This window comes from Arthrobacter sp. BG5 (genome assembly GCF_056680155.1).
Genome location: NZ_CM155268.1, coordinates 3,583,092 through 3,601,626, shown reverse-complemented (window position 1 = coordinate 3,601,626; position 18,535 = coordinate 3,583,092). Strand labels below are relative to the sequence as shown.

At 68.9% G+C, this 18,535-nt stretch carries 15 protein-coding genes and 1 pseudogene; 1 reads left to right on the top strand and 15 read right to left on the bottom strand.

Features of this window, described 5'->3' with window-relative positions:
• Positions 1 to 156 precede the first annotated feature (156 nt).
• Complete coding sequence (gene hisD, locus AC1MBE_RS16475) at positions 157 to 1,566, bottom strand: histidinol dehydrogenase (protein ID WP_479779733.1); 1,410 nt, start codon at positions 1,564 to 1,566, stop codon at positions 157 to 159.
• A 90-nt stretch (positions 1,567 to 1,656) separates the two neighbouring features.
• A complete protein-coding gene (locus tag AC1MBE_RS16470) occupies positions 1,657 to 2,217 on the bottom strand; it encodes a hypothetical protein (RefSeq protein WP_479779732.1) in 561 nt (186 codons plus the stop codon).
• 206 nt (positions 2,218 to 2,423) lie between these two features.
• Between AC1MBE_RS16470 and AC1MBE_RS16465 the strand changes: the two genes are divergently transcribed.
• Positions 2,424 to 2,882: a flavin reductase family protein gene (locus AC1MBE_RS16465; protein ID WP_479782674.1), complete on the top strand. Its 459-nt coding sequence runs from the start codon at positions 2,424 to 2,426 to the stop codon at positions 2,880 to 2,882.
• A gap of 86 nt (positions 2,883 to 2,968) precedes the next feature.
• On the opposite strand, the gene dnaE is transcribed toward AC1MBE_RS16465, so the two are convergent.
• The 13 genes and pseudogenes from dnaE to ftsW all read right to left on the bottom strand — a co-directional run.
• Positions 2,969 to 6,526, bottom strand: a complete 3,558-nt coding sequence (dnaE, locus tag AC1MBE_RS16460; RefSeq protein WP_479779730.1) for a DNA polymerase III subunit alpha — start codon at positions 6,524 to 6,526, stop codon at positions 2,969 to 2,971.
• A 65-nt stretch (positions 6,527 to 6,591) separates the two neighbouring features.
• Positions 6,592 to 7,548 carry an RluA family pseudouridine synthase gene (locus AC1MBE_RS16455; RefSeq protein WP_479779728.1) on the bottom strand — a complete coding sequence of 319 codons (957 nt, stop codon included), beginning with the start codon at positions 7,546 to 7,548 and terminating at the stop codon, positions 6,592 to 6,594.
• Complete coding sequence (lspA, locus tag AC1MBE_RS16450; protein ID WP_479779727.1) at positions 7,541 to 8,209, bottom strand: signal peptidase II; 669 nt, start codon at positions 8,207 to 8,209, stop codon at positions 7,541 to 7,543. Before lspA ends, AC1MBE_RS16455 begins: the two co-directional genes overlap by 8 nt.
• An 82-nt stretch (positions 8,210 to 8,291) precedes the next feature.
• Positions 8,292 to 8,978, bottom strand: a complete 687-nt coding sequence (locus tag AC1MBE_RS16445) for a DivIVA domain-containing protein (protein ID WP_479779725.1) — start codon at positions 8,976 to 8,978, stop codon at positions 8,292 to 8,294.
• 149 nt (positions 8,979 to 9,127) lie between these two features.
• Entirely contained in the window at positions 9,128 to 9,436 is a 309-nt protein-coding gene (locus AC1MBE_RS16440) for a YggT family protein (RefSeq protein ID WP_479779723.1), read from the bottom strand.
• 148 nt (positions 9,437 to 9,584) lie between these two features.
• A complete protein-coding gene (locus AC1MBE_RS16435) occupies positions 9,585 to 10,115 on the bottom strand; it encodes a cell division protein SepF (RefSeq protein ID WP_479779722.1) in 531 nt (176 codons plus the stop codon).
• Positions 10,116 to 10,230: 115 nt separating this feature from the next.
• Positions 10,231 to 10,974: a YggS family pyridoxal phosphate-dependent enzyme gene (locus tag AC1MBE_RS16430; protein WP_479779720.1), complete on the bottom strand. Its 744-nt coding sequence runs from the start codon at positions 10,972 to 10,974 to the stop codon at positions 10,231 to 10,233.
• Positions 10,971 to 11,720 (bottom strand): purine nucleoside phosphorylase YfiH/LACC1 family protein, encoded by a 750-nt coding sequence (locus tag AC1MBE_RS16425; RefSeq protein ID WP_479779718.1) that lies wholly within the window; start codon positions 11,718 to 11,720, stop codon positions 10,971 to 10,973. The genes AC1MBE_RS16430 and AC1MBE_RS16425 overlap by 4 nt, the downstream gene beginning before the upstream one ends.
• A gap of 134 nt (positions 11,721 to 11,854) precedes the next feature.
• Positions 11,855 to 13,069: a cell division protein FtsZ gene (ftsZ, locus tag AC1MBE_RS16420; protein WP_479779716.1), complete on the bottom strand. Its 1,215-nt coding sequence runs from the start codon at positions 13,067 to 13,069 to the stop codon at positions 11,855 to 11,857.
• A gap of 285 nt (positions 13,070 to 13,354) precedes the next feature.
• Entirely contained in the window at positions 13,355 to 14,275 is a 921-nt protein-coding gene (locus AC1MBE_RS16415; RefSeq protein WP_479779714.1) for a cell division protein FtsQ/DivIB, read from the bottom strand.
• Positions 14,268 to 15,680 (bottom strand): UDP-N-acetylmuramate--L-alanine ligase, encoded by a 1,413-nt coding sequence (gene murC / locus AC1MBE_RS16410; RefSeq protein ID WP_479779712.1) that lies wholly within the window; start codon positions 15,678 to 15,680, stop codon positions 14,268 to 14,270. Before murC ends, AC1MBE_RS16415 begins: the two co-directional genes overlap by 8 nt.
• A gap of 111 nt (positions 15,681 to 15,791) precedes the next feature.
• Positions 15,792 to 16,922, bottom strand: coding sequence for an undecaprenyldiphospho-muramoylpentapeptide beta-N-acetylglucosaminyltransferase (gene murG / locus AC1MBE_RS16405; protein ID WP_479779711.1), 1,131 nt, complete (start codon positions 16,920 to 16,922; stop codon positions 15,792 to 15,794).
• A gap of 237 nt (positions 16,923 to 17,159) precedes the next feature.
• Positions 17,160 to 18,533: pseudogene (ftsW, locus tag AC1MBE_RS16400) on the bottom strand (putative lipid II flippase FtsW); the annotation flags it as partial.
• Between the last annotated feature and the right edge of the window lie 2 nt (positions 18,534 to 18,535).

The window sequence follows — 18,535 nt, the reverse complement described above, 5'->3', positions numbered from 1 at the left end:
TTCCTCCCTGCCGCAAGCCTGGACACCATCACAGCGCCGGAGCACCGTGATGGCGCTTCCGGGATCAGTTTACGACTAGATGTTGCTGAATAACAAGCCTGTAATTACTACATGTTGTGGTCGGGCGCTGCTCCGGCCTGGCGCCCGGCGCCCGGTTTACGCCCCTGCGGCGAACCGTGCCGTGACGGCCTGGCCGTGCGCCGGCAGGTCCTCGGCGCCGGAGAGGCTGACAATGTGCCCGCTGACCTCCTCCAGCGCGCCCCGGCTGTAGTTGATCACCTGGATGGCGCGAAGGAAGGTGGTCACGTTCAACCCGGAGGAGAACGCAGCCGTGCCGCTGGTGGGCAGCACGTGGTTGGAGCCCGCGCAGTAGTCCCCCAGGCTGACGGGACTGTAGTCGCCCACGAAGATTGCGCCGGCGTTCCGGATCCGTGCGGCCACTCCGGCGGCGTCCGCCGTCATGATTTCCAGGTGTTCGGCGGCGTAGGCGTCGCAGGCGGCGATGCCCTGCTCAAGGTCCTCGACCAGGACGACGCCGGACTGCGGACCGGACAGGGCCTGGCACACGCGGGCGCTGTGCTTGGTCGCGGCCGCCTGGATGCCGAGTTCGCGGCGGACGGCGGCGGCCAGCTCCTCGGAGTCGGTGATCAGCACGGACGCGGCCTGCGGATCGTGCTCGGCCTGGCTGATCAGGTCGGCTGCGACCAGCCCGGGCCGGGCCGTGGCGTCGGCCAGGATGGCAATCTCGGTAGTTCCGGCCTCGGAGTCGATGCCCACGACGCCCTTGACCAGCCGCTTGGCGGTGGCGACGAAGATGTTTCCCGGCCCGGTGACGACGTCGACCGGGTCGATGCCGGCGTCGGTGCCGTCGTCGGAGTTACCGGTGCCGCCGGGGATGCCGTAGGCGAACGCGGCGATGGCCTGGGCGCCGCCGATTGCGTAGACCTCCTCGATGCCCAGCAGGCACGCGGCCGCCAGGATCGTGGGGTGCGGCAGTCCGCCGAAGTCTTTTTGCGGCGGCGAGGCCAGCGCGATCGACTCCACGCCGGCGGCCAGCGCCGGGACGACGTTCATGATGACGGACGAAGGGTAGACCGCCAGGCCGCCCGGGACGTACAGCCCGACGCGGGCCACCGGGACCCACTTCTGGCTGACCACGGCGCCTTCGCCGAGTTCAACGTCGGTGTCTGCCGGCCGCTGCGCATCGGCGAAGCGGCGTGCCCGGCTGATGGACTCCTCCAGGGCGGCGCGCACGGCCGGGTCCAGCCCGTCCAGCGCGGCCTTGAGGGCCCCGGCGGGGACGCGCGGGTGGGCCTGGTCGACGCCGTCGAAGTTCAGTGCCAGCTCGCGCAGCGCCTCGAAGCCGCGGCTCCGGACCGCTGAAATAATGTCCAGGACCTTTTGCTCGGCATCGGCCACGGTGCCGTGCTGCGCCCGCGGGACGGCGGCGCGGAGCCCGGCGAGGGACAGCCGCTGCCCGCGCACGTCCACGGTGCGGAAGTCGAGGGTGGCGGGCGCCGTGGGCAGGGAGGCGGAAGGTACGGGGCTGTCAGCAGTGGGGGTCACGCATCCATTTTACGCGCCGGCCGGGCCGGGCCCGGACGCTGTTACGCGGCACCCCGCCCGGAGCGTCCCGGGCGTCCGGAGGACGCTGTGTCAGGCCTGCGGCCCGGGCGCCTGGTTCGGCTCGGAGTGGCCGAAAACGGTGGCGAGGAAGATCGCCAGGGCGACGGCGGCCGGCCAGATGGCCAGCATGGCGTAAGCGCGCAGCGAAAACGCGATGCTGGCGCTGGCCGAGGTGTCCTCCGCGGCGCCCCACACACTGCCGGCGAACACCCCGGTCCCCCACGCCAGCAAGGCACCCGCGGCACCTGCGGCGACGGCCAGGACCACCGTCGCGGTTCCCAGCCGCGCGGGCCGGTTCCCGGCAATAAGCACCCCGGACAGGCAGCCGACCAGCAGGAACAACCCGGCCAGGACGAGGTCGCGGGGCAGCCAGGTCTCGGGGTTGCTGCCGGTGGCGAGGGCGGGGTCCCGGGTGAGGAGGTTCAGGCCGGTCGGCGCCAGGAGCCACCACAGCAGGCCGACCGGGAGGCCCGCCGCGGCGATCACGGCCAGCCCCGTCCACGGCACGGCGCGCCCGGGCCGCCGGGGTGCGGCGTGCGCGGGGGCGCCGTCGTAGTCGTCAACGGGCACGTGCACCGCAGGTTGTGTCATGCAACAAACCTTAACAAAGGATCCGGCGGCGCCGGACATTACGCCGCCGCAGGGCACGTGACGCCCGGACGCCTCCTGGGCGCCGGCCGAATACCGCGGGCGGCGCCCGCAGGAATACGCTGGCAGTGAGCACCAGTCGCAGAACAGCAGGGAGATGAACCACAGTGGCCTCAGCCGAAGAAGCCTTCGAAGGAACGTTCAAGGAAATGTTCCGCCGCCACGCGGCCGGAGTCGCCATCATCACCGTGAACTACGACGGCGTGCCCTACGGTTTCACCGCCACCTCGGTGGCGTCCCTCTCGGCCAAGCCGCCGCGGTTCACCTTCAACATGGCCCGGACCTCCCGCTCCTGGCCCGCCGTCGCGAATTCCGCCTACATCGGAGTGCATATGCTCGGGCTGGAGAACCAGGAGCTCGCCGACCGGTTTGCCCGCACCAGCAACCGGTTCGAGGGTGACCACTGGGCGCTGGGCCCGCACGAGGTCCCCATCCTCAAGGACGTGACCGGCTGGCTGATCGGCAAGATCCAGATGCGGCTCTCCTTCGAGAACAACGCCGTGGTGGTCGTCGAGGTGGTCGACGGCGCGCTCGGCGGCGACAGCGCACCGCTGCTTTACCACGGTGGCAGCTACAGCCAGCCGGTGCCGCTCGACTACGAAATCTAGGCCGCAGGCCGCCCGATTCGACGGTCAGCGGCCCGCGGCACGTTTACCGTCGTCGAGCGGGCAGGGAACCATCGAAACGGGCAGGCTCAGCTGTCCAGGCAGGTCGGGCCCAGCAGCACCTTGAGGTCGCCGAACAGGGACGGGCTGGGGTTGACGCGCAGATGCACGGGCAGTCCCATGACCTCCACCCGGGAGTCGCCGTGCAGGTGCAGCCGGACCTCGGACTTGCCGCGGTGCGTCCGGAGCACCTCCCCGAGTTCGTTCACCACGGCCTCGGTGGCCTTGTGCGTCGGCATGGTGATCACCAGCGGCCCGTCCAGGCCCTCGCTGAGGTCGGGTACCGACAGTTCCATGCAGTTCAGGGCCACTGCGCCGTCGTCGCGGCGCTGCAGCCGTCCCTTGACGACGACGATCAGGTCCTCGGCCAGCACGGAGGCGATCGGGCCGTAGACCTGCCCGAAGAACATCACTTCCACCGAGCCGCCGAGGTCTTCGATCTCGGCCCGGGCGTAGGCGTTGCCGCTGGCCTTGGCGATCCGCCGGCTGAGCGAGGTGATCATGCCCGCGATGGTGATGATGGCGCCGTCGTGCGGCCCGTCCTCGGCGATGATCGAGGTGATGGACTGGTCGGCGTGCTGGCTCAGCAGCCCTTCAAGGCCCTGCAGCGGGTGGTCCGAGACGTAGAGGCCCAGCATGTCGCGCTCGAAGGAGAGCTTGTCCTTTTTCTCCCATTCGGGCAGCTCGGGGATCTCGATGCTCAGCGAGGATTCCGACTCGGTGTCGTCGATGCCGGCGAACAGGTCGAACTGGCCGATCGCCTCGTTGCGCTTGAGCGTGATGACCGAGTCGATGGCTTCTTCGTGGATCATGGCCAGGGCCCGGCGGTGGTGGCCCAGCGAGTCGAAGGCGCCGGCCTTGATCAGCGATTCGATGGTGCGCTTGTTGCAGACCACCGCCGGCACCTTCATCAGGTAGTCCTTGAAGGAGGTGTAGGCGCCTTCGCGTTCGCGCGCAGCCACCATCGCGTCGACGGCGTTGGCGCCTACGTTGCGGATCGCCCCCATGCCGAAGCGGATGTCATTGCCCACCGGGGTGAAGTTAAGCGCCGATTCGTTGACGTCCGGCGGGAGCACCGTGATGCCCATGCGGCGGCACTCATTGAGGTAGATCGCCGACTTGTCCTTGTCGTCGCCCACGGAAGTCAGCAGCGCGGCCATGTATTCCGGCGCGTAGTGCGCCTTCAGGTAGGCGGTCCAGTAGGAGATCACGCCGTACGCGGCCGAGTGCGCCTTGTTGAAGGCGTAGTCGGAGAAGGGCAGCAGGATGTCCCAGAGGGTCTTGACCGCGGCCATCGAGTAGCCGTTGTCCTGCATGCCCTGGGAGAAGCCGGCGAACTGCTTGTCCAGCTCGGATTTCTTCTTCTTGCCCATGGCGCGCCGCAGGATGTCGGCCTGGCCCAGGGTGTAGCCGGCGAGCTTCTGCGCCACCGCCATCACCTGCTCCTGGTACACGATCAGGCCGTAGGTGCCGCCAAGGATCTCGGCGAGCGGCTCCTCGAGTTCGGGGTGGATCGGGATGACTTCCTGGATCTTGTTCTTGCGCAGCGCATAATCGGTGTGCGCGTTGGCGCCCATCGGTCCCGGTCGGTAGAGCGCCAGCACGGCGGAGATGTCTTCGAAGTTGTCAGGCTTCATCAGCTTGAGCAGGGACCGCATGGGGCCGCCGTCGAGCTGGAACACGCCGAGCGTGTCGCCGCGGGCCAGCAGTTCGTAGGAGGCGGCGTCGTCGAGGGCCAGGGACTCGAGGTCGAGGTCGATCCCGCGGTTCATTTTGATGTTTTCCAGGGCGTCGGAAATGATCGTCAGGTTCCGCAGGCCCAGGAAGTCCATCTTGATAAGGCCGAGGCCCTCGGAGGTCGGGTAGTCGAACTGCGTGATGACCTGGCCGTCCTGGAAACGGCGCATGATCGGGATGACGTCGATGATGGGGTCCGAGGACATGATGACGCCGGCGGCGTGGACGCCCCATTGCCGTTTCAGGCCCTCAATGCCCAGCGCGGTCTCGAAGACTTTCGCGGCTTCGGGGTCGGTGCTGATCAGCTGCCGGAAGTCGCCGGCCTCGCCGTAGCGCTTGGCCTCGGGGTTCTGGATGTCCGCCAGCGGGATGTCCTTGGCCATCACCGCCGGCGGCAGGGCCTTGGTCAGCTGCTCGCCCATGCTGAAGGGGTAGCCCAGCACGCGGGAGGAGTCCTTGAGCGCCTGCTTGGTCTTGATGGTGCCGTAGGTGACGATCATGGCGACGCGTTCGTCGCCGTACTTGCGTGTCACGTAGTCGATCACTTCCGAGCGGCGCCGGTCATCGAAGTCGACGTCGAAGTCGGGCATGGAGACGCGGTCCGGGTTCAGGAAGCGCTCGAAGATCAGCCCGTGGTGCAGGGGGTCCAGGTCGGTGATGCGCATGGCGTACGCCACCATGGAGCCTGCACCCGAGCCACGTCCGGGACCCACCCGGATGCCGTTGTTCTTGGCCCAGTTGATGAAGTCGGCAACCACCAGGAAGTAGCCTGGGAAGCCCATCGAGGTGATGACCTCCAGCTCGTAGTCGGCCTGCTGGCGGACCTTGTCCGGGATGCCCTGCGGATACCGGTAGTGGAGGCCCTTGTCCACTTCCTTGACCAGCCAGGACGTTTCGTCCTCCCCTTCCGGGCAGGGGAACCGGGGCATGTAGTTGGCGCCGGTGTTGAAGGACACCTCGCAGCGTTCGGCAATCAGCAGTGTGTTGTCGCAGGCGTCCGGGTGGTCGCGGAACAGTTCCCGCATTTCCTGCGGGGACTTCAGGTAGTAGCCGCTGCCGGAGAATGCGAAGCGCGAGCCGCCGTTGTCGTAGGTGGGTTCCAGCAGGGTCGAGCCGGACTGGATGGCCAGCAGCGCCTCGTGCGCCTTGGCGTCGTGCTCGTGGGTGTAGTGCAGGTCGTTGGTGGCCACCAGCGGCAGGTTCAGTTCCTTGGCCAGGCGCAGCAGGTCGCCGGTGACGCGGCGTTCAATGTCCAGGCCGTGGTCCATGAGTTCGCAGAAGTAGTTCTCGGCACCGAAGATGTCGCGGAACTCGGCCGCGGCCTCGAGGGCCTCGCGGTACTGCCCGAGCCGCAGCCTCGTCTGGACCTCGCCGGACGGGCAGCCGGTGGTGGCGATGAGGCCCTCGGAGTACGTGTTCAGCAGCTCGCGGTCCAGCCGCGGCCACTTGCCGAAGACCGAGTCCAGGGAGGCGATCGAGGAGGCCCGGAACAGGTTCCGCATGCCCACGTTGTTGTAGCTGAGCAGCGTCATGTGCGTGTAGGCGCCGCCGCCGGAGATGTCGTCCTTGCGCTGGTTCTCTTCGCCCCAGCGCACCCTGGTCTTGTCGGTGCGCGCGGTGCCCGGCGTGACATAGGCCTCGACGCCGATAATCGGCTTGATGCCCTTGTCCGTGGCCCGCTTCCAGAAGTCGAACGCCCCGAAGAGGTAGCCGTGGTCCGTGGTGGCCAGCGCCGGCATGCCCAGCCGCTCGGTCTCATCGAAGAGTTCCCCGAGGCGCGCCGCACCGTCCAACATGGAGTATTCGGTGTGGTTGTGGAGGTGGACGAACGAGTTGTTGCTGGAAGTCACCGAATCATTCTAGTGCCGGGCACGGACACTGACGTGCCCGGCACGACGGCGGGGCGGACCGCCGCTTAGGCGTTGCCGGACTCCAGCACCTCAAGGGCGTACCTGAGGTCCTGCGGGTACTCGCTGGTCACGGTGACCCGTTCCCCCGTCCGCGGGTGGTCGAAGGACAACTGCCGGGCGTGCAGCCACTGCCGGGTCAGGCCCAGGGTGGCGGCCAGCCGCGGATCGGCCCCGTAGGTCAGGTCGCCGGCGCAGGGATGGCGCAGCGCGGAGAAATGCACCCGGATCTGGTGGGTGCGGCCGGTTTCCAGGTGCACCTCCACGAGCGAGGCCTTCCCGAAGGCTTCGAGCACCTCGTAATGGGTCACCGAGTCGCGGCCGTCCTCGATCACGGCGAAGCGCCAGTCGTGGCCGGGATGCCGGCCGATCGGCGCATCGATGGTGCCGGCCAGCGGGTCCGGCAGGCCCTGCACGACGGCGTGGTACACCTTGTCCACGGTGCGTTCCTTGAAGGCCCGCTTGAGCGCCGTGTAGGCGTTCTCGGTCTTGGCCACCACCATCACGCCGGAGGTGCCGACGTCGAGCCGGTGCACAATCCCGGCGCGTTCCGGCGAACCGGAGGTGGAGATCCGGTAGCCGGCGCCGGCGAGGCCGCCGACGACGGTGGGCCCGACCCAGCCCGGCGACGGGTGGGCGGCCACCCCGACGGGTTTGTCCACGACGACGAACTCTTCGTCGTCCAACAGGATCTTCAGACCTTCCACAACTTCCTCCACAACTTCCAGCGGGTCCCGGCGCTCCGGGACGACGACGTCGAGCTCGCCGCCGGCGCTGAGCTTGAGGGACTTCCCCACGGGCTTGCCGTGGCTGCTGACATGGCCTTCGGCGATCAGCGTCGCGGCCTGGGACCGGGAAATCTCCATCAGTTTCGCCAGCCCCGCGTCCACCCGGGTGCCGGCGAGTTCGGCCGGGATGCTGAAGTGCCGGCGTGCCTGCTCCGGTGCCGGGCCGGGCTCAGACATTGTGGCCGTTCCCGGTGTGGTCCGGTGTGGTGGGCTCCGGCGCGGGCGCGCCGGTGGCTGCCTTGTCCTGGCGCTGGTTGAGGCGGGAGCCGTCGAGGCCGATGCCGCGCAGCGTGAGCAGGCAGATGATCACCACCGCGGACACCACGGCCGAATCGGCGATGTTGAAGATCGCGAAGTTGGGCAGCTGGATGAAGTCCACCACGTGGCCCATCGCGAACGAGGGCTCACGGAACAGCCGGTCGGTCAGGTTGCCCAGCGCGCCGCCGAGTAGCAGCCCCAGCGCCAGCGCCCACGAGGCGGACCCGAGCCTGCGCAGCTGCAGCAGGATCGCGACGGAGACGGCCGCCATGATGATGGTGAACACCCAGGTGACGTTCTCGCCGATCGAGAAGGCGGCGCCGGAGTTACGAATGTAGTACCAGTGCAGCAGCGGCGGGAGCACCGGGATGCGTTCGCCCTCGGTCATGGTGCCCGTGACCCAGAGTTTGGTCAGCTGGTCGAACACGTAGGCGAACACCGCGAATCCGGCGAACAGGGTCAGCAGCAGGGCGCGCCGCGGTTTGCGCGCCGGCGGCTGCACGGCCTCCGCCGGCTGGGCATCGGCGGGCTGCACGGCGTCCGCGGGCTGGGCGGCGTCTGGGGTTGGTGCGTCAGTCATAGTGCTTTCGTCCGGGTTAATGCCAAAAGCCGGCGGCCGAGGAGTCCTCAGCCACCGGCTTTCAGAATACGTGTAAAACGTCCTAGCTGGCTTCGACCTCGGGGGCCGCCACCGAACCACGGGCATCCAGGTCACGCAGCTGGCCTTCGATGTAGGCCTTCAGGCGGGACCGGTAGTCGCGCTCGAAGCCGCGCAGCTGCTCGACCTTGCGCTCCAGCACGGACCGCTGCTGTTCGAGGGCGCCGAGGATCTTGCGGGACTTTTCCTGCGCGTCGTTGACCAGGCTGCTGGCTTCGATCTGCGCCTCGGCGATGATCTTGTCGCGCTGCTGTTCGCCGTCGGCGACGTGCTTGTCGTGCATCTGCTGCGCCATGGCCAGCAGGCCGGCGGCGGACTCGGCGGACGCGGACGCAGCAACGGGTGCCGGGGCAGGTGCCGGAGCGGGAGCCTTGTCGGCTTCCTTCTTCTTGGCAGCTTCGGCGGCTTCGGCGGCCTTGGCCTCGGCTTCTGCCTTGGCGCGGTCTTCCTTCTCGGCCTTGACGGGTGCCGGCACCTTCTCCACGACGGGAGCGCCAGCAGCGGAGCTGGCGGCCGTGCCGGAACCGGCTTCGGCGAGCTTCTTGCGCAGCTCGTCGTTCTCCTGGTTCAGGCGTCGCAGTTCGACGACGATCTCGTCCAGGAAGTCATCAACCTCGTCCTGGTCGTAGCCTTCGCGGAACTTGGTCGGCTGAAAGCGCTTGTTGACAACGTCTTCTGGCGTCAAAGCCATCTGGTCACCTCGTTGGTCTAGTTAGTCAGTAGGCCTTCCGGCCGTCAAAACTACGGTACCTAAATATGGTCTGGTTCCTCTAATTCAACACCGCAGTGTCAAACCGGAGTTTTTATCTTTTTGGCGGCGGACCTGGTCCGGCGCCCAGGTTATGCGGCGATCGGCTGCGCGTAGGTGAAGTACCGGGCAATACCCATGGCCACCGAGACGGCGATGAACAGCACCAGGAACGCGAGATCCAGCGAGATTCCGCCGAGCCGCAGCGGCGGGAGGACCCGGCCGAGCAGCTTGAGTGGCCTGTCTGTGACCGAGTACACAGCGTGTGCGGTGACGAGCGCCACGCCGTGGGGACGCCAGCTGCGGGCGAACATCTGCACCCAGTCGAAGATCAGGCGGATGATGAGGGCCACAAAAAATAGCAGCAGTGCGATATAGACAAGTCCGAAAACAATTCCCATGAGTTAACTCATATCTCCATGATCATTCCGGATACCGCAGTAGCCTGGCAGGTGGTCGCATCTATTCCAACACGTCTATTCCAACACGGATCACCCAGCACGGATGCCAGGCAGGTATCCCTGCCTGGCATCCGGACGGATTCCTGGACTAGCTCTGGTTGAAGAAGCTGGCCTGCGTCTCGCTGATCTTCTTGTCGTCGCCGATCACTTCGACATACGACGGCGAGAGCAGGAACACCTTGTTGGTCACCCGTTCGATGCTGCCGCGCAGGCCGAACACCAGGCCGGCCGAGAAGTCGACCAGGCGCTTCGCGTCCGCTTCGCCCATGTCGGTGACGTTCATGATGACGGGGATGCCGTCACGGAAGCTTTCACCGATGAGCTTGGCGTCGTTGTAGGACCGCGGGTGGATCGTCGTGATCTGCCGCAGGCCGGTGGTTTCTTCGCGGCTCGCGGCCGCTCGCTTGATGGGTGTCACGGGTGCGCGGTATTCCTCTTCAGCGGCGTAGGGCTCTTCCCTGGGGACTTCGCGGACGGGCGCCGGCGCACGGCGCTCCTCGCGGTCGTGCTCCATGGATTCGTCCTCATCCTTGTGCGGTGTGTGATGCTCGGACTCGTAGTGTTCGTCGCCGTCAGCGAGCCCAAGATAGATCATTGTCTTGCGCAGAGCGCCAGCCATGGTCGACTCCTAATCGTGTCCGTATGCGGGCCGCTCAGTGACGTGACCGTGTGGGAGTCACTGCTTTGAATTCACTGCATTGGAATCCCCGCCATTACCTTCCAATACGTTGAACCTACCGCAACGCCGGGCGCGGACCGAGAATATCGGAACCAATTCGAAGGTGTGTCGCCCCGAACCGGATGGCCGCTTCCAGGTCCTGGCTCATTCCGGCGGAAATGCCGGTAGCCTGCGGGTGCTCGGCGCGGAGCCGGGCGGAGATCTCCGCCAGTTTTTGGAACGCCGCCTCCGGTGCTGCGCCAAGGGGCGCCACGGCCATCACGCCGGCCAGCCGGAGTCCGGCGGCCGCTGCGAGCTGCGCGGCCAGCTCCGGGACCTCCGCGGGCAGGGCGCCGCCGCGGTGCCCGTCGGCGTCGTCGTCCAGGCTGACCTGGATGAAGCAGTCGAGGTCTCCGCGGCCGGTGCGTTCCTGCTCCGCGCGGAGCGCCCTGGCCAGTGCAGCGACCAGCTGGGGCCGGTCCACGGAGTGCACCGAGTGGGCGTACCTGACGACGGATTTGGCCTTGTTGCTTTGCAGCTGGCCGATGAAATGCCAGCGCAGGTCCAGCTCCTGCAGCGCCGCGGCCTTCCCTGCCGCTTCCTGGTCCCGGTTTTCGCCGACATCGGTGACGCCGAGCGCGGCCAGCCGCGCGACGTCCTCGGCCGGGTGGAATTTGGTGACCACGATCAGCTCCGGAGTGGACTGGCGCCCGGCGGCGGCCACGGCGTCGTCGATCCGCTGCCGGACCGCGTCAAGGCGTTCGCGCAGCTGGGCGGATCTTGGGTCCGCCGGAGCAGCGTCCGCTGCGGGCACCGTCATGTGAGGGCCCCGGCGGGCGAGGCGGTCCAGACCAGGCCCGCGAAACGGCCGGTGCGGCCGTCGCGCCGGTATGAGTACAGCTCTGCGTCTTCCCGGGTGCAACCGCCGGAATACTCGACGGCGACACCCTCGGCCGCAAGCTGGCTGCGGACACCGGCCGGCAGATCCAGTCCGGGCGCGCCCTGGGCCGTGGTGCACCAGGCCGCCGGAACGGACCCCGCAACCTCCGCGCGCATGCTGTCCGGCACCTCGTAGCACTGACCGCAGATGGACGGGCCGATCCACGCGCTGATCCCGGTGGCTCCGTGTTCACGCATTTGCGCCACCGCGGCGGGAACCACCCCGGCGGCCAGGCCCGGCCGGCCGGCGTGGACGACGCCGAACACGGGCGCAGCGTCACTGCCCGCCGCGCGCTCCCCCACCAGGACAATCGGCACGCAGTCCGCCACCATAACCGCCAGCGCCCCGCCGGCGGACACCATGGCGTCGGCGGTGGGGGCATCGGCAGCCGGCGGGTCAGGTTCCCCGGCCGGGGTGCCTCCGCCAACGACTGCCACTGCATTGCCGTGCACCTGGTTCATGAACTGGAAGCGGCGGGGGCCCACCCCGGCGGCTTGTTCGAGCCGTTCCCGGCGGCGGTGCACCTGCACCGGGTCGTCGCCGACATGGAGCGCCAGGTTGCCCGCCGCTACGTTCGTGAACGCCACCCAGATGCCGGGCCGCACCTCAGCTCGCCAGGAAAACACTCAGCACACCGCCACTTCAGGAACCGCAAACATTAGAAAACCCATATCGACTACCGTAACCCCCGCGAAAGCACCATGGCACTGCCGTCAGGGCAGTGCCATGGTGCTTGGTGCTGGTTTGTGAAAGCGACGGCCTACTTCAGGAAGTCCGGCACGTCGAGGTCATCCGAGTGGCGGCCGGAGAGGTCCGGCTCGACGACGGAGGGAAGGTCCACGTCAAAGCCCGAGTCGGCCGGGACGGCCGAGGGGCGCTGCTGGCCCCAGTTGCTGAGCCCGGACGCGCCGACGCCGGCGTGCAGCGGCTGGACCGGCGCCGCGGCGGGAGCCTGGGCCGGAGCCGGTGCGGGCGCGGCAGGACGGGCCGGGGCCGGCTGGGACTGGTCCATCGAGGGCGAGGTGGCCTTGACGTCGTCGAACCCGGCAGCGATCACCGTTACGCGGGCTTCGTCCCCGAGCGCGTCGTCAATCACGGCACCGAAGATGATGTTGGCCTCCGGGTGGGCCACTTCCTGCACCAGGCGGGCGGCCTCGTTGATTTCGAAGAGTCCGAGGTCCGAGCCGCCCTGGATGGAGAGCAGGACGCCATGGGCGCCGTCGATGGAGGCTTCCAGCAGCGGCGAGGCGATGGCCAGCTCCGCAGCCTTGACGGCGCGGTCTTCGCCGCGGGCCGAGCCGATGCCCATCAGCGCGGAACCCGCACCCTGCATCACGGACTTGACGTCCGCGAAGTCAAGGTTGATCAGGCCCGGGGTGGTGATCAGGTCGGTGATGCCCTGGACACCGGACAACAGGACCTGGTCGGCGGAGCGGAAGGCGTCCAGCACGGAGACGTTGCGGTCGCTGATGGACAGCAGCCGGTCATTCGGGATCACGATCAGGGTGTCGACCTCGTCGCGCAGCGCGTCGATGCCGGCTTCGGCGGAGCCGGCGCGGCGGCGCCCCTCGAAGGTGAACGGGCGGGTGACGACGCCGATGGTCAGCGCACCCAGCGAGCGGGCGATGCGGGCCACGACGGGCGCGCCGCCGGTGCCGGTGCCGCCGCCTTCGCCGGCGGTGACGAAGACCATGTCTGCGCCTCGGATAACCTCTTCGATCTCGTCGGCGTGGTCCTCGGCTGCCTGCCGGCCTACCTCAGGATTCGCACCGGCTCCCAGGCCGCGGGTCAGCTCACGTCCGACGTCGAGCTTGACGTCCGCATCGGACATCAACAGCGCCTGGGCGTCCGTGTTGATGGCGATGAATTCGACGCCGCGAAGACCCACCTCGATCATGCGGTTGACTGCGTTCACGCCACCGCCGCCGATGCCGACGACCTTGATGACGGCCAAGTAATTCTGCGGAGCTGCCACGTTACGTGTCCCTTGTTCGTGTTCTATTGCGAAAACTGATGGAGTCGAGCTTGAAGCTTTGAACCTTAACCTTCCAGTTGAAGGTTATAGTTATGTCAAGTAACTCATGTCTGTGACGCTATTTCCTATGCCGGGGACATTCAATAACCGGCTCCGCGTGTCGCGGGAATACCGGAAAAATGCCCTCTGATTCTGCTTTTTCGCCGCTGATCGGCGCCGCCGCGTCCCCGCGGCGGCACCATGGTGACCACCGCCCGGCCGCGGACCGGGGTAGGTGATGGGGAGCTATCGGGTGACCGGGTGGCGCGGCACGCTCACGTCGTACACCGCCACCGGATTTTTCGGATCCGCAGGCGCCTTCAGCAGGGCCGAGAGCACCCTGGCTTTGAGTTCCTTGTCCCCCGCGTTGCCCCAGACAATCGTCCGGCCGTCCACCAGCTTGAGTTCGACGGCGTCCGCGGATTTGGCCGAGGCATCGGAAAGCCGGGCCAGGACATCCGGCGGGAGCGCACCGAGCACCGCGGTGACGGCGTGGAACAGGTCCTTGGGCAGTGCGCCCCGGCCGCTGTCGATCACCGGAAGCTTGATCGACGCGGGATCCTTGGTCGTGCCCAGCTGGACGCCGTCGACGTCCACCAGCTGGTAGGCCTGCCCCTGCTTCACCAGCGCCACCGGGACGCGCTCGGTGATCCGCACCTGCAGCGTTGAGGGCGGCCGGGCTTGCGTGGTGACCGCCTTGACCTGGACCAGCGGCCGCAACAGCCGGCCCACCTCGTCATCGCTGATTTGCGGCAGGGGCTTGCCCTGCAGCGGCGCCAGGGCCGCCTTGACCTGGTCCGCGGTGAGCATCCGGGTGCCCTGCACGGTGACCGTGTGGACCGCGAGCCACGGCGAGTAAATGGCCGCCGCCACGACCGCCGCAGCCAGCAGGGCGATCGCCGCGACCGTGCTGATGATGATCCGGCGGCGCCGCTTCGCCTTCGGTTCCGGGAAGGCGAGCACGTTGCCGCGTTGCGGGCCTGTTCCGCCGGTCCCGGCCGCGTCAACGGCTGAGGGTGTCGGGGCGGACGGCTTGGGCGCTGCCGGATCCCCGGCTGCCGGATCGGCCTTGGACGCCGAGATGACGTCCTCCTGCCCGGCTGCCGGCCGGCCGGAAGCGGAGCCGCGCGGCCCGGACGGGTAGGCGGGCCGGCGCGTGCTAGGCATCCGGCGCCCCGAGGGTCAGTGCGTCGACGATGCGCGGGCCGTAGGCGGTCACGTCGCCTGCGCCGGCTGTGAGCACAATGTCCCCCGGCGCGGCAGCCTCGAGCACGGCCCGGACGGCCTCCTCGCCGGGGCCGACGAGCCGTCCGCCGGCGCCCAGGTGGTCGGCGATGAGCTGGCTGGTGACGCCGGGAATGGGATCCTCGCGGGCCGGGTAGATGTCGAGCAACAGGGCGGTGTCCGCCGCGTTCAGGGCCTCCGCGAACTCGTGCGCGAACTCCCGGGTCCGGGAAAACAGGTGCGGCTGGAACAGCACGTGGACCCGGTGGTCGCCGGCCACCGAGCGGGCCGCGGCGAGGGCCGCCCGCACCTCGGTGGGGTGGTGGGCGTAGTCGTCGTAGACGCGCACACCGCGGCCGGCGCCCTTGAATTCAAAGCGGCGCGAGGCGCCGGAGAAGGTGGCCAGCGCGCCGGCGGCCGTTTCAGGGGCAACGCCCAGCTCCAGAGCCACCGCAAACGCCGCGGCGGCATTGAGCGCGTTGTGCCGGCCGGGGACCTGGAGTTCGACGGCGAATTTCCCCGCCGCGGTGGAGATCCAGACGTCGCCCGGGCCGCCGTCGTGCAGCGTCACGTCGGCGTCCGCCGCGGTGCCGTACAGGACCACCCGGGTGTTGCCCCGCTGCCGGGTGCGCAGCGCGAGGGCGCGGGCGCCGTCGTCGTCGGCGCAGGCGACCAGCACGCCGTCCGCGGGGAGGAGTTCGGCGAAGCGGTCGAAGGAGGCGTAGACCGCCTCGGCCGTCCCGTAGAAGTCCAGGTGGTCCGGCTCGACGTTGGTCACGACCGCGATCTGCGGCCGGTAGTTCAGGAAGGAGCCGTCCGATTCGTCGGCTTCAGCGATGAAGACCGGGGATGCTCCGGAGGCCGCGTTGACGCCCAGGGCGGGGACGTTGGCGCCGATGGCGAAAGACGGGTCCAGGCCGGCGCCCTGCAGGAGCACCGTGATCATCGACGTCGTGGTGGACTTGCCGTGTGTACCGGCGACGGTGACGGCCGTGTCCTGCGCCATGGTGGCGGCCAGGGCCTCGGAGCGGTGCAGCACGGGCAGCCCGGCGGAGCGGGCCGCGGCCAGCTCGGCGTTGTCCGGGCGGATGGCTGAGCCTGCGACGACGGTCTGGGCGTCGCCCAGGTTCGCCGCGTCGTAGCCGACCGCAATCCGCGCGCCGGCCGCGGCGAGCTCGGCCATGACGGGCAGGTCCTTGGCGTCCGAACCGCTCACCGTCATACCGCGGGTCACCATGATGCGGGCCACCGCGGACATCCCCACCCCGCCGATGCCGATGAAGTGCACGCGGCCCAGGGAGTCCTGGGTGCGGGCCGCCGGCGGGGTGCCGTTCTGGGCCTGGGTCATTGCTTTACCGCTTCCTGCCTGCTGTTCACTGTCGCTGCCGTGTTGGTGTCGCTGCCGGGTCGTTGCCCGGGGTTCTGTGCCGTCCTGCTCATGGTCGCCCGGTCATGACCGTCATGGCTGCCCGGGGGTGCGGCCGGCCGCGGGCTGCGCGGCTTCGAGGACGAGGGCGGCCATCCGACGGTCCGCGTCCCGGATGCCGAGCTGTTCGGCGGCGGCGGCCATGGCCTCCAGCCGGGGGCCGTCGCCCAGCAGCGCGATGATGTGCCCGCTGATCCAGGCGGCGTCGAAAGCGCTGTCCTCGACCAGGAGCGCCGCGCCGGTGTTGACCAGGCCGGCGGCGTTGAGCGCCTGTTCACCGTTGCCGATCGGGAGTGGAACGAAGACGGCCGGAACGCCGACGGCGGCGACCTCGCAGACGGTCGCGGCGCCGGAGCGGGCCAGCAGGAGGTCGGCGGCGGCGTAGGCCAGTTCCATGCCGTCCACGTATTCGACCTGGCGGTAGCCGGGCGCTGCCAGCGGTTTGCCCTGGGCGTCGTGGACGGTCTTGCCGCGCCCGGTGATGTGCAGGGTCTGGATGCCGGCGTCGGCCAGGGCGTCGACCGAGGCGGCGATGGCGCGGTTGATGCTCTGCGCACCGGACGAGCCGCCGGTGACGATCAGGGTGGGCTTGTCCTGGTCGAGGCCGAGCGCGGTGCGCGCGGCGGACCGGGCAGCGGCCCGGTCCAGGCCGGAGATCTCGCGGCGCATCGGCATGCCGACGTGCCGTGCCCCGCGCAGCCTGGTCTCCGCGAACGCCACGGCCACGTGGCGGCTCAGCCGGGCTCCGACGCGGTTGGCGAGCCCGGGCCGGGTGTTCGCCTCGTGCACCACGATCGGGATTTTGCGGCGCCACGCGGCAAGGTACAGCGGGGTGCAGACGTAGCCGCCGACGCCGACGAGAACGTCGGCCCGGGCGTCGTCGAGGATGGAGCCGGCCTGCCGGACGGCGGCGGCGAGCTTGCCCGGGAGCCGCACGAGCTCCATTGAGGGCTTGCGCGGAAACGGGACCCGGCTGACCGTGGCCAGGTCCAGCCCGGCGGCGGGCACCAGCCGGGCCTCCATGCCGCCCGGAGTGCCGACGGCGAGCAGCTGCGCGCCGGGCCTGACCTCACGCAGGGCGTTGGCGATGGCGAGCAGCGGGCTGATGTGCCCGGCGGTGCCGCCGCCGGCAAGGACGACGGACAAGGACGACTCGGTCTTCATGGCGGGCTAGGTACGCTTTCGTGCGGGGTTCTTGGGGGCGGGTGTCCGGGTGCCGGGCCGGCGGACGGCAGTGCTGCCGGCCGGTGGGCGGGACGCAGGGACCAGGTCATTGGCAGCCGGGGCCTTGGACGTCTGGGCTTTGGCTGCCGGGGCTTTAGGTGCCTGGTCCCTGGCTGCCGGGGGCTTCCGGGATGGGGGGCGGGTACCGGCCGGACGCTTGGCGTCCCGCCGCGCGGCCGCCTGCTTGCGCAGTACTTTGGCGAACCCGGCGGGCCCGAACCTGAACATCCCCTTCGGCTGCATGTCCGGTGCCATTTGGGCCCGGGCCAAGGACAACACTACGCCGATGGCACACAGCGACATGAGCAGGGCCGAGCCGCCGTAGGAAATGAACGGCAGCGGAATGCCGACCACGGGGAGCAGGCCGGTGACCACGGCCATGTTGACGGAGGCCTGGCCGAGCAACCAGACCATGATGGCGCCGGCGAGGACCCGGTGGAAGAGGCCCTGCTGCGCCACCACAACGCGGTAGATCGCCGTGCCCAGGATCGCGAACAGGATCAGGACGACGATGGTGCCGATCAGGCCGAGCTCCTCGCCGATGATGGCGAAAATGAAGTCGTTGTGGGCTTCCGGAATCCAGCTGTATTTTTGCCGGCTCTGGCCCAGCCCCACGCCGAACCAGCCGCCGGACGCCAGGGCGTAGAGGCCGTTGGTGGACTGGTAGTTCACGTCCGAGCCGTCCGCGCAAGTCTGGCCGGTCCAGGACAGGATGCGGCAGACCCGGTTGGGGCTGGTGATGGCGAGCACCGCGGTGCCGACGGCCAGTACCACCCCGGCGATGCCGAACAGATAGAGCCGCACCCCGGCGAAGTAGAGCGCGGCGGCCGTGATCAGCATGACGATCATTGCCGTGCCCAGGTCGTTGCCCAACAGGATCAGGCCGATCACGCCGGCCGCTCCCGGGAGCACCACCGGGATCAGGGCGTGTTTGGCCTGGTGCAGGAGCTTGGCCTTGGCGTTCAGCACCGTCGCCATCCAGAGGGCGAGGGCCAGCTTGGCCGCCTCGGAAGGCTGGAAGGTGAAGGGTCCGACGTCGATCCAGTTCTGGTTGCCGAGTGCGCTCCGGCCCACCAGAAGCACCAGGACCAGCAGGACAAAGGCCCCCAGGATGGCGGCCCAGGCGCCGCGCTTAAGCCAGACGACGTTGACGCGGGAGAGCACGAACATGCAGAACAGGCCGATGCCGGCGAAGAGGCTCTGCTTGCCGGCTGCCGTGTAGGCCGACTCCCCCGCCGCGATCGCCTCCACGCTCGAGGCGGACAGCACCATCAGGATGCCGATCGCGGTCAACGCGAGGGTGGAGCCCAGGATGAGGTAATAGGTGGAGCCGTTCCGTGACCTGCCGGTGCCCTCCAGCGCGGCCCAGAAGCCGCGGTACCAGCCGCGGACCCTGGCCACGGGCGTCGGACGCGGCCCCGCACCGGCTGCCGCGCCGGCGGCGGTGCTGCCGGCTGTCCCGGCTGGTTGTCCGGCTGGTTTTCCACCTGGTTTTCCACCTGCGGTGGAGGCCGTCCGCGCCGTGGCGGGACGGGTGGGCGTGCTGACCATTG